Annotated in this window: 2 protein-coding genes and 1 CRISPR repeat array (1 of these 3 running past the window's edge); of the genes, one reads left to right on the top strand and one right to left on the bottom strand. The window is 41.2% G+C overall.

The window, feature by feature from the left end; all coding sequences use genetic code 11:
• Positions 1-11,673: a CRISPR direct-repeat array (repeat unit 27 nt; unit sequence TACGGATAAATGAAAGCAATTCACAAC); it reaches 2,227 nt to the left of the window's first position.
• A gap of 89 nt (positions 11,674-11,762) precedes the next feature.
• Positions 11,763-13,082: a hypothetical protein gene (locus ACED20_RS19295; protein WP_378106394.1), complete on the bottom strand. Its 1,320-nt coding sequence runs from the start codon at positions 13,080-13,082 to the stop codon at positions 11,763-11,765.
• 404 nt (positions 13,083-13,486) lie between these two features.
• Here ACED20_RS19295 and ACED20_RS19290 point away from each other — a divergent pair, with 404 nt between their 5' ends.
• Complete coding sequence (locus tag ACED20_RS19290) at positions 13,487-13,882, top strand: GIY-YIG nuclease family protein (protein WP_345765850.1); 396 nt, start codon at positions 13,487-13,489, stop codon at positions 13,880-13,882.
• Positions 13,883-13,917 lie beyond the last annotated feature (35 nt).

Below are 13,917 nucleotides of genomic sequence, written 5' to 3'. Positions count from 1 at the left end.
AACTCAGTTGTGTTGTATCCCAAAGATACGGATAAAGGAAAGCAATTTGCAACTAGAACAGGCCAGACATCTTTAGAAACTCAGTTGTGTTGTATCCCAAAGATACGGATAAATGAAAGCAATTCACAACTAGAACAGGCCAGACATCTTTAGAAAATCAGTTGTGTTGTATCCCAAAGATACGGATAAATGAAAGCAATTCACAACTAGAACAGGCCAGACATCTGTAGAAAATTAGTTGTGTTGTATCCCAAAGATACGGATAAAGGAAAGCAATTCACAACTAGAACAGGCCAGACATCTGTAGAAAATTAGTTGTGTTGTATCCCAAAGATACGGATAAAGGAAAGCAATTCACAACTAGAACAGGCCAGACATCTGTAGAAAATTAGTTGTGTTGTATCCCAAAGATACGGATAAATGAAAGCAATTCACAACGGTACTAATGTTACGCAGGATACAATTAAGGTTGTGTTGTATCCCAAAGATACGGATAAATGAAAGCAATTCACAACTAGAACAGGCCAGACATCTGTAGAAAATTAGTTGTGTTGTATCCCAAAGATACGGATAAATGAAAGCAATTCACAACTAGAACAGGCCAGACATCTGTAGAAAATTAGTTGTGTTGTATCCCAAAGATACGGATAAATGAAAGCAATTCACAACTAGAACAGGCCAGACATCTGTAGAAAATTAGTTGTGTTGTATCCCAAAGATACGGATAAATGAAAGCAATTCACAACCAGAAAGCTATTAGAATGGTGATGGCAGCAGTTGTGTTGTATCCCAAAGATACGGATAAATGAAAGCAATTCACAACGATAGCCGGGATTGGCAGAAGTAGCGCCCGGTTGTGTTGTATCCCAAAGAGACGGATAAATGAAAGCAATTCACAACGATAGCCGGGATTGGCAGAAGTAGCGCCCGGTTGTGTTGTATCCCAAAGAGACGGATAAATGAAAGCAATTCACAACCAGAAAGCTATTAGCATGGTGATGGCAGCAGTTGTGTTGTCTCCCAAAGATACGGATAAATGAAAGCAATTCACAACCGGTGGTGGTCTATATATGGAGACTATGAAGTTGTGTTGTATCCCAAAGATACGGATAAATGAAAGCAATTCACAACCGCTAACGCTAATCGATCAAGAGAGAAAGCGTTGTGTTGTATCCCAAAGATACGGATAAATGCAAGCAATTCACAACCGGTGGTGGTCTATCTATGGAGACTATGAAGTTGTGTTGTATCCCAACGATACGGATAAATGAAAGCAATTCACAACCGCTAACGCTAATCGATCAAGAGAGAAAGCGTTGTGTTGTATCCCAAAGATACGGATAAATGAAAGCAATTCACAACGATAGCCCGGATTGGCAGGAGTAGCGCCCGGTTGTGTTGTATCCCAAAGATACGGATAAATGAAAGCAATTCACAACCGCTAACGCTAATCTATCAAGAGAGAAAGCGTTGTGTTGTATCCCAACGATACGGATAAATGAAAGCAATTCACAACGATAGCCCGGGTTGGCAGGAGGAGCGCCCGGTTGTGTTGTATCCCAAAGATACGGATAGATGAAAGCAATTCACAACCGCTAACGCTAATCTATCAAGAGAGGAAGCGTTGTGTTGTATCCCAAAGATACGGATAAATGAAAGCAATTCACAACCGCTAACGCTAATCTATCAAGAGAGAAAGCGTTGTGTTGTATCCCAAAGATACGGATAAATGAAAGCAATTCACAACTCAGGAGTTGAACCTGAGCTAATCCAGAGCGTTGTGTTGTATCCCAAAGATACGGATAAAGGAAAGCAATTCACAACCGCTAACGCTAATCTATCGCGAGAGAAAGCGTTGTGTTGTATCCCAACGATACGGATAAATGAAAGCAATTCACAACTCAGGAGTTGAACCTGAGCTAATCCAGAGCGTTGTGTTGTATCCCAAAGATACGGATAAATGAAAGCAATTCACAACTTCTATGAACCAGGTGAAGATGAGGAAGAGTTGTGTTGTATCCCAAAGATACGGATAAATGAAAGCAATTCACAACTCAAGACTTGCACCTGAGCTAATCCAGAGCGTTGTGTTGTATCCCAAAGATACGGAGAAATGAAAGCAATTCACAACTCAAGACTTGCACCTGAGCTAATCCAGAGCGTTGTGTTGTATCCCAAAGATACGGAGAAATGAAAGCAATTCACAACTCAAGACTTGCACCTGAGCTAATCCAGAGCGTTGTGTTGTCTCCCAAAGATACGGATAAATGAAAGCAATTCACAACTCAGGATTTGAACCTGAGCTAATCCAGAGCGTTGTGTTGTATCCCAAAGATACGGATAAATGAAAGCAATTCACAACGCAGGATTTGAACCTGAGCTAAGCCAGAGCGTTGTGTTGTCTCCCAAAGATACGGATACATGAAAGCAATTCACAACGCAGGATTTGAACCTGAGCTAAGCCAGAGCGTTGTGTTGTCTCCCAAAGATACGGATACATGAAAGCAATTCACAACGCAGGATTTGAACCTGAGCTAAGCCAGAGCGTTGTGTTGTCTCCCAAAGATACGGATAAATGAAAGCAATTCACAACGGGACCCGGGATCATACGATGTACAGCCTGGTTGTGTTGTATCCCAAAGATACGGATAAATGAAAGCAATTCACAACTCCGGCTTTGAACCTGAGCTACTCCAGAGCGTTGTGTTGTATCCCCAAGATACGGATAAATGAAAGCAATTCACAACTCCGGCTTTGAACCTGAGCTACTCCAGAGCGTTGTGTTGTATCCCCAAGATACGGATAAATGAAAGCAATTCACAACTCCGGCTTTGAACCTGAGCTACTCCAGAGCGTTGTGTTGTATCCCCAAGATACGGATAAATGAAAGCAATTCACAACGAATCCAAATATAGGTGCGTAATACACTATGTTGTGTTGTATCCCAAAGATACGGATAAATGAAAGCAATTCACAACTGTCATTAAGAAATCCATTTTTTCATATGCGTTGTGTTGTATCCCAAAGATACGGATAAATGAAAGCAATTCACAACGAATCCAGATATAGGTGCGTAATACACGATGTTGTGGTGTATCCCAAAGATACGGATAAAGGAAAGCAATTCACAACGAATCCAGATATAGGTGCGTAATACACGATGTTGTGGTGTATCCCAAAGATACGGATAAAGGAAAGCAATTCACAACGAATCCAGATATAGGTGCGTAATACACGATGTTGTGGTGTATCCCAAAGATACGGATAAATGAAAGCAATTCACAACTATTCAGGGCTTCCGGTACCGTAAGGCCGGGTTGTGTTGTATCCCAAAGATACGGATAAATGAAAGCAATTCACAACTGTCAATAAGAAAGTTAGCTGTGCAGATGCGTTGTGTTGTATCCCAAAGATACGGATCAATGAAAGCAATTCACAACTGTCAATAAGAAAGTTAGCTGTGCAGATGCGTTGTGTTGTATCCCAAAGATACGGATCAATGAAAGCAATTCACAACTGTCAATAAGAAAGTTAGCTGTGCAGATGCGTTGTGTTGTATCCCAAAGATACGGATAAATGAAAGCAATTCACAACTTTTCAAACTGATCTGCTTTAGTTTTCAAAGTTGTGTTGTATCCCAAAGATACGGATAAATGAAAGCAGTTCACAACTGTACTTTCCTTCATTTCCTCTTCTAAACCGTTGTGTTGTATCCCAAAGATACGGATAAATGAAAGCAGTTCACAACTGTACTTTCCTTCATTTCCTCTTCTAAACCGTTGTGTTGTATCCCAAAGATACGGATAAATGAAAGCAGTTCACAACTGTACTTTCCTTCATTTCCTCTTCTAAACCGTTGTGTTGTATCCCAAAGATACGGATAAATGAAAGCAATTCACAACTGTACTTTCCTTCATTTCCTCTCCTAAACCGTTGTGTTGTATCCCAAAGATACGGATAAATGAAAGCAATTCACAACAGTACCAAGTGATACTTCAACACTTACGTTGTTGTGTTGTGTCTCAAAGATACGGATAAAGGAAAGCAATTCACAACAGTACCAAGTGATACTTCAACACTTACGTTGTTGTGTTGTGTCTCAAAGATACGGATAAAGGAAAGCAATTCACAACAGTACCAAGTGATACTTCAACACTTACGTTGTTGTGTTGTGTCTCAAAGATACGGATAAATGAAAGCAATTCACAACAGTACCAAATGACACTTCAACACTTACATTGTTGTGTTGTATCCCAAAGATACGGATAAATGAAAGCAATTCACAACATCTATCTGAGCTTCTACCAATTTACTTTGGTTGTGTTGTATCCCAAAGATACGGATAAATGAAAGCAATTCACAACAGTACCAAATGACACTTCAACACTTGCATCGTTGTGTTGTATCCCAAAGATACGATAAATGAAAGCAATTCACAACAGTACCAAATGACACTTCAACACTTGCATCGTTGTGTTGTATCCCAAAGATACGATAAATGAAAGCAATTCACAACATCTATCTGAGCTTCTACCAATTTACTTTGGTTGTGTTGTCTCCCAAAGATACGGATAAATGAAAGCAATTCACAACCAAAAGTTTTTGAAGCGTTTGAGAAAACGTGTTGTGTTGTATCCCAAAGATACGGATAAATGAAAGCAATTCACAACATGAAAGCGGTTGGTTATACTAAATACTTAGTTGTGTTGTATCCCAAAGATACGGATAAATGAAAGCAATTCACAACATGAAAGTGGTTGGCTATACTAAATACTTCGTTGTGTTGTATCCCAAAGATACGGAGAAATGAAAGCAATTCACAACATGAAAGTGGTTGGCTATACTAAATACTTCGTTGTGTTGTATCCCAAAGATACGGAGAAATGAAAGCAATTCACAACCACTGTAAAGAATACAACACAATATCAAAAGTTGTGTTGTCTCCCAAAGATACGGATAAATGAAAGCAATTCACAACCACTTTAAAGAATACAACACAATATCAAAAGTTGTGTTGTATCCCAAAGATACGGATAAATGAAAGCAATTCACAACCACAAGTTTTTAAAGCACTTGAGACAACATGTTGTGTTGTCTCCCAAAGATACGGAGAAATGAAAGCAATTCACAACCACAAGTTTTTAAAGCACTTGAGACAACATGTTGTGTTGTCTCCCAAAGATACGGAGAAATGAAAGCAATTCACAACCACAAGTTTTTAAAGCACTTGAGACAACATGTTGTGTTGTCTCCCAAAGATACGGATAAATGAAAGCAATTCACAACAACGGAATGTTAGCAAACTTTAATCAAAGTGTTGTGTTGTATCCCAAAGATACGGATAAATGAAAGCAATTCACAACAATCCCAAATGACACTTCACCCCTTACATCGTTGTGTTGTATCCCAAAGATACAGCTAAATGAAAGCAATTCACAACAATCCCAAATGACACTTCACCCCTTACATCGTTGTGTTGTATCCCAAAGATACAGCTAAATGAAAGCAATTCACAACAATCCCAAATGACACTTCACCCCTTACATCGTTGTGTTGTATCCCAAAGATACGGATAAATGAAAGCAATTCACAACATCAATATCACCTGCTATAATGATGATTTTGTTGTGTTGTATCCCAAAGATACGGATAAATGAAAGCAATTCACAACAATCCCAAATGACACTTCACCCCTTACATCGTTGTGTTGTATCCCAAAGATACAGCTAAATGAAAGCAATTCACAACAATCCCAAATGACACTTCACCCCTTACATCGTTGTGTTGTATCCCAAAGATACAGCTAAATGAAAGCAATTCACAACAATCCCAAATGACACTTCACCCCTTACATCGTTGTGTTGTATCCCAAAGATACGGATAAATGAAAGCAATTCACAACGCGTCTAACGGCATGGTAAAACTTCGGAAAGTTGTGTTGTATCCCAAAGATACGGATAAATGAAAGCAATTCACAACAATCAAGGATGGAGGTTGTTATATTCATACGTGGTGTTGTATCCCAAAGGTACGGATAAATGAAAGCAATTCACAACAATCAAGGATGGAGGTTGTTATATTCATACGTGGTGTTGTATCCCAAAGGTACGGATAAATGAAAGCAATTCACAACATCAATATCACCTGCTATGATGATGATTTTGTTGTGTTATATCCCAAAGATACGGATAAATGAAAGCAATTCACAACAATCAAGGATGGAGTTTGTTATATTCATACGTTGTGTTGTATCCCAAAGATACGGATAAATGAAAGCAATTCACAACTCTGCCGAGGCGAGGTATTTAACGTGACGGGTTGTGTTGTATCCCAAAGATACGGATAAATGAAAGCAATTCACAACACGCTGATAACATCCATAAGATGTGGAAAGGTTGTGTTGTATCCCAAAGATACGGATAAATGAAAGCAATTCACAACACGCTGATAACATCCATAAGATGTGGAAAGGTGGTGTTGTATCCCAAAGATACGGCTAAATGAAAGCAATTCACAACACGCTGATAACATCCATAAGATGTGGAAAGGTGGTGTTGTATCCCAAAGATACGGCTAAATGAAAGCAATTCACAACATCTAGATGCCCAACCTAGCTCCCACTCAAGTTGCGTTGTATCCCAAAGATACGGATAAATGAAAGCAATTCACAACATTACTTCTGACATGACTTTGGGTTTTGGCGTTGTGTTGTATCCCAAAGATACGGATAAATGAAAGCAATTCACAACATTACTTCTGACATGACGTTGGGTTTGGGCGTTGTGTTGTATCCCACAGATACGGATAAATGAAAGCAATTCACAACATTACTTCTGACATGACGTTGGGTTTGGGCGTTGTGTTGTATCCCACAGATACGGATAAATGAAAGCAATTCACAACATTACTTCTGACATGACGTTGGGTTTGGGCGTTGTGTTGTATCCCACAGATACGGATAAATGAAAGCAATTCACAACATCTAGATGCTCAAACTAGCTATCAATTGGGTTGTGTTGTATCCCAAAGATACGGATAAATGAAAGCAATTCACAACAAAAAACGTCAGGTTAAACAGCAGCCCTTGGTTGTGTTGTATCCCAAAGATACGGATAAATGAAAGCAATTCACAACAAAAAACGTCAGGTTAAACAGCAGCCCTGGGTTGTGTTGTATCCCAAAGATACGGATAAACGAAAGCAATTCACAACAAAAAACGTCAGGTTAAACAGCAGCCCTGGGTTGTGTTGTATCCCAAAGATACGGATAAACGAAAGCAATTCACAACAAAAAACGTCAGGTTAAACAGCAGCCCTTGGTTGTGGTGTATCCCAAAGATACGGATAAATGAAAGCAATTCACAACACAACTATCTTTAATAATGAAGTAGAATCCGTTGTGTTGTATCCCAAAGATACGGATAAATGAAAGCAATTCACAACAAAAAACGTCAGGTGAAACAGCAGCCCTTGGTTGTGGTGTATCCCAAAGATACGGATAAATGGAAGCAATTCACAACAAAAAACGTCAGGTGAAACAGCAGCCCTTGGTTGTGGTGTATCCCAAAGATACGGATAAATGGAAGCAATTCACAACAAAAAACGTCAGGTGAAACAGCAGCCCTTGGTTGTGGTGTATCCCAAAGATACGGATAAATGAAAGCAATTCACAACTAGAATAGGTTTTTCAAAGAAATACTTCACGTTGTGTTGTATCCCAAAGATACGGATAAATGAAAGCAATTCACAACATATAAGTACAAGGCGGGAAGCCTATTAACGTTGTGTTGTATCCCAAAGATACGGATAAATGAAAGCAATTCACAACATATGAGTACAAGGCGGGAAGCCTATTAACGTGGTGTTGTATCCCAAAGATACGGAGAAATGAAAGCAATTCACAACATATGAGTACAAGGCGGGAAGCCTATTAACGTGGTGTTGTATCCCAAAGATACGGAGAAATGAAAGCAATTCACAACATATGAGTACAAGGCGGGAAGCCTATTAACGTGGTGTTGTATCCCAAAGATACGGATAAATGAAAGCAATTCACAACATTCTTCCGGATTTCTTCAAAAATGCAGTAGTTGTGTTGTATCCCAAAGATACGGATAAATGAAAGCAATTCACAACATATGAGTACAAGGCGGGAAGCCTATTAACGTGGTGTTGTATCCCAAAGATACGGAGAAATGAAAGCAATTCACAACATATGAGTACAAGGCGGGAAGCCTATTAACGTGGTGTTGTATCCCAAAGATACGGAGAAATGAAAGCAATTCACAACATATGAGTACAAGGCGGGAAGCCTATTAACGTGGTGTTGTATCCCAAAGATACGGATAAATGAAAGCAATTCACAACTTTGGCGATCGTTATTATAGTTTTTCGCAGGTTGTGTTGTATCCCAAAGATACGGATAAATGAAAGCAATTCACAACGCGCACCGATTAATCTTCTTCCGGAACATCGTTGTGTTGTATCCCAAAGAGACGGATAAATGAAAGCAATTCACAACGCGCACCGATTAATCTTCTTCCGGAACATCGTTGTGTTGTATCCCAAAGAGACGGATAAATGAAAGCAATTCACAACGCGCACCGATTAATCTTCTTCCGGAACATCGTTGTGTTGTATCCCAAAGATACGGATAAATGAAAGCAATTCACAACTCAAAATGTGAAGGTTCTATAAGATTAAGAGTTGTGTTGTATCCCAAAGATACGGATAAATGAAAGCAATTCACAACGCGCACCGATTAATCTTCGGCCGGAACATAGTTGTGTTGTATCCCCACGATACGGATAAATGAAAGCAATTCACAACGCGCACCGATTAATCTTCGGCCGGAACATAGTTGTGTTGTATCCCCACGATACGGATAAATGAAAGCAATTCACAACTCAACATGTGACGGTTCTATAAGATTAAGAGTTGTGTGGTATCCCAAAGATACGGATAAATGAAAGCAATTCACAACGCGCACCGATTAATCTTCTTCCGGAACATAGTTGTGTTGTATCCCAAAGATACGGATAAATGAAAGCAATTCACAACGCGCACCGATTAATCTTCTTCCGGAACATAGGTGTGTTGTATCCCAAAGATACGGCTAAATGAAAGCAATTCACAACGCGCACCGATTAATCTTCGGCCGGAACATAGTTGTGTTGTATCCCCACGATACGGATAAATGAAAGCAATTCACAACTCAAAATGTGAAGGTTCTATAAGATTAAGAGTTGTGTGGTATCCCAAAGATACGGATAAATGAAAGCAATTCACAACTATAAACGTGAACAGGCTAATTTGGCCCGCGTTGTGTTGTATCCCAAAGATACGGATAAATGAAAGCAATTCACAACGTACTTCAATTGCGAGAAGACAACGCCGATGTTGTGTTGGATCCCAAAGATACGGATAAATGAAAGCAATTCACAACGTACTTCAATTGCGAGAAGACAACGCCGATGTTGTGTTGGATCCCAAAGATACGGATAAATGAAAGCAATTCACAACGTACTTCAATTGCGAGAAGACAACGCCGATGTTGTGTTGGATCCCAAAGATACGGATAAATGAAAGCAATTCACAACGTACTTCAATTTCTAGAAGACAACGCCGATGTTGTGTTGTATCCCAAAGATACGGATAAATGAAAGCAATTCACAACTATAAACGTGAACAGGCTAATTTGGCCCGCGTTGTGTTGTATCCCAAAGAGACGGATAAATGAAAGCAATTCACAACTATAAACGTGAACAGGCTAATTTGGCCCGCGTTGTGTTGTATCCCAAAGAGACGGATAAATGAAAGCAATTCACAACGTACTTCAATTGCGAGAAGACAACGCCGATGTTGTGTTGGATCCCAAAGATACGGATAAATGAAAGCAATTCACAACTTAGAATAAGTTAAACCAGCTGAATCTCCGGTTGTGTTGTATCCCAAAGATACGGATAAATGAAAGCAATTCACAACAGAAAAGGAAACCTCGTCGAAGACGACGGAGTTGTGTTGTATCCAAAGATACGGATAAAGGAAAGCAATTCACAACAGAAAAGGAAACCTCGTCGAAGACGACGGAGTTGTGTTGTATCCAAAGATACGGATAAAGGAAAGCAATTCACAACAGAAAAGGAAACCTCGTCGAAGACGACGGAGTTGTGTTGTATCCAAAGATACGGATAAATGAAAGCAATTCACAACAGAAAAGGAAACCTCGTCGAATACGACGGAGTTGTGTTGTATCCCAAAGATACGGATAAATGAAAGCAATTCACAACAGAAAAGGAAACCTCGTCGAAGACGACGGAGTTGTGTTGTATCCAAAGATACGGATAAAGGAAAGCAATTCACAACAGAAAAGGAAACCTCGTCGAAGACGACGGAGTTGTGTTGTATCCCAAAGATACAGATAAATGAAAGCAATTCATAACATGAAGGCTGTTGGTTATACCAACTATCTGGTTGTGTTGTATCCCCAAGATACGGATAAATGAAAGCAATTCACAACATGAAGGCTGTTGGTTATACCAAATATCTGGTTGTGTTGTATCCCAAAGATACGGATAAATGAAAGCAATTCACAACATGAAGGCGGTTAGGTATACCAAATATCTGGTTGTGTTGTATCCCCAAGATACGGATAAATGAAAGCAATTCACAACAGAAAAGGAAACCTCGTCGAATGCGACGGAGTTGTGTTGTATCCCAAAGATACGGATGAATGAAAGCAATTCACAACATGAAGGCTGTTGGTTATACCAAATATCTGGTTGCGTTGTATCCCAAAGATACGGATAAATGAAAGCAATTCACAACCCCACTTTATCTTTTCCGAATACATCATGTGTTGTGTTGTATCCCAAAGATACGGATAAATGAAAGCAATTCACAACCGAAAAGGAAACCTCGTCGAATCCGACGGAGTTGTGTTGTATCCCAAAGAGACGGATAAATGAAAGCAATTCACAACCGAAAAGGAAACCTCGTCGAATCCGACGGAGTTGTGTTGTATCCCAAAGGTACGGATAAATGAAAGCCATCCACCACATGAAGGCTGTTGGTTATACCAAATATCTGGTTGCGTTGTATCCCAAAGATACGGATAAATGAAAGCAATTCACAACATCAAACAAGGAAACATTATTGCTGATACAGTTGTGTTGTATCCCAAAGATACGGATAAATGAAAGCAATTCACAACCCCGCCTGATATCCCCCATATGACCGACTCGTTGTGTTGTATCCCAAAGGTACGGATAAATGAAAGCAATTCACAACCCCGCCTGATATCCCCCATATGACCGACTCGTTGTGTTGTATCCCAAAGGTACGGATAAATGAAAGCAATTCACAACCCCGCCTGATATCCCCCATATGACCGACTCGTTGTGTTGTATCCCAAAGATACGGATAAATGAAAGCAATTCACAACTCTCAAGCGTTTGAGAAAACGTCAAGACAAGTTGTGTTGTATCCCAAAGATACGGATAAATGAAAGCAATTCACAACTCCGCATGATAGCCCAAATATGGCAGAATAGTTGTGTTGTATCCCAAAGATACGGATAAATGAAAGCAATTCACAACACAGCACTTAAACGATGATTTATATTTTATGTTGTGTTGTATCCTAAATATACGATTAAATGAAAGCAATTGGCAAATCCAAATATTCTGCATTACAAAATTCTTATGACAAAACCACCCGCCGCATCCGGCAGGTGGTTTTATTTTGGTAAAAATAGTTTTTATTTTAAACTTCTGCCAGTGGTTTTACAACAGACAGTGCACGGGAGGCGACCCAGCTGGCAAACTGGGCACAGGTGGTTTCAACCAGTTCGTCGCGGGTAACTTCCCGTAGGCCCGGGACCAGATCCGATTTTGGAGGCTGTGGCAAAGGCTGGGAGAGGATCAGACCGGGAACAACCGGATCAAAAGAAATATCACGGTAAAGGTCAACGTGCTGAATAAAAAGCTGTGACACATAATCTGTAATTGTTTGCGGAGGAACGTTGATTGCCTTCTTTCCATCCGAAGTCTGCGGAGTTCCTTCTAAAGAACTGTTCCGGATCCTGGTATAAAGGACACCTGATTGCGTTGCATCATAAACAGCGACCCCCTCCAGGGCATCCAGAAAAACAGCCGTCCGGAAGTCCGGGGATTTCCCATAGATTTTGGCCACTTTCAGCAGGTCCGGAAGATCCCAGGCGTGGGGTACCACATCAATCGAATTCCAATGCATTGTGTTCCAGCTCTGGTATGGGAGCGGCTGCGGCTCCCATCCGGATGGCAGTGCGGGGAAAGTGGTGTTGAAAAGTTCCGCAAAGTTGGCTTCACCGGGCGTTGGTCCGGCGGTAGGATAGACCAGCGTAAGCGCAAAGTGATCAAGGTAATTTTTCTGTTTCAGGTAAAGCGCAAGGGTCGGGGACAGGGCACCGCCCAGGCTGTGGCCGCAGAAAATAACAGCCGTGTCCTCCGCAGGTTTTGTACCGGTCAGGAACTGTTCAAGGCTGGTGCCGGGAGCGGCTGCCGTATCCGGGGAGACCATTCCGAGAAGGTTCTGAATGCCGGTCGCCGTTCCTTTGGAGATAAATGGGGTGTCTTCCACATAAGGCGACGGAGTAAAACCGGACGGATCATAAGTGTTCCAATTCACCACCTTGGAAACGGAAAAATCCTCATCACCCCAGTCATAAAGGGAATCGGGATTGGTTCCGGCTACCGCCACCACATAGGCGGGCATTACCGGACCACCGGGAAATGCGACGGCATCGCATTCGGCCACAAACAGTGAATTATCGGCCACACCGGTCGGAATGCCTTCAATCACTTCTTCAAGCACTACCGGGCCCCAGACCAGTTTCCAGTTGCCTAACACCGGCGTTACTGCAGAATCAGCAACAGAAGCTGTCTGCGCAGAGTCCAAAGGCGGAACGTCGCTGAGATAAAAAGAAAGGTCTTTCTGAAGCTGTTGCTGGAGTAAGCTTTCCGTGCCGTGATAACCGGCGGCACGTCCTACGATGCAGGCCATTGCAAATACCTGCTGATAAGCGTCTAAAGTGGGGTTCTTCATGAGATAAAAGTTTTTTGTTGGTTAAAGATTGTTCTTACCGGTACCGTCTTACCTGCGATAAAATGTTCCGGGGAACTAATGTAAAGGAAGGAAGAAAAATTAAATAAGGGTTACGTAAAAACAACCAAAGTAGGGAGTAGGTGTTTGTACTCAAAAGTGGCTTCGAGGTCCTCAGCCACCGTGTTTTGATTTGGATGTTATCTGTGTTGTGAAGTTCCGATGCATGAGGCTCTTGAGCGGAAGATATACCTTCGGGTGGCCTCAGCTATCTTCGAATACCATTTCGACCAGGATATTTTTCCTACAGCTGATTTTAATATTTGCTCTCCCACTGGATCATGCTCGTGCCACTTTTACAACTTCCTGCTACCTCCGGTGGCTGAGCGGAGCCGAAGCCATCGTGTATGGTTCTGACTGCTATTATTTTAAACACCGTTCAGGATATCGAACTTTTCTTCAGAAAAATCATTATTTTTATTCCTGAAAAAACATTGACGATGAAAGGATTTCTCTATATTCTCCTTTGCTCCGACGGCAGTTATTATACCGGAAGCACCAATAATCTTGAATGCAGACTGGCCCAGCATCAGTCCGGGAAAGGAGCTAACCATACCAAAAAGCGGCTGCCCGTCCGGCTGGTCTATTATGAAGAGTATGACCGTATTGATCTTGCTTTCTGCCGCGAAAAGCAGATTCAGGGTTGGAGCCGGAGAAAAAAGGAGGCATTGATTAAAGGTATGCCGGAACTTCTGCCCGAACTTGCCATAGCATACCGTGATCTAAGAGAGTCCGATGCCTGAGGCTCTCGAAGGCAGAGGGGGGTGGCTTCGAGGGC

The organism is Chryseobacterium sp. sg2396 (genome assembly GCF_042610505.1).
Taxonomy (GTDB): domain Bacteria; phylum Bacteroidota; class Bacteroidia; order Flavobacteriales; family Weeksellaceae; genus Chryseobacterium.
This window is presented reverse-complemented; position numbering and strand designations above follow the sequence as displayed.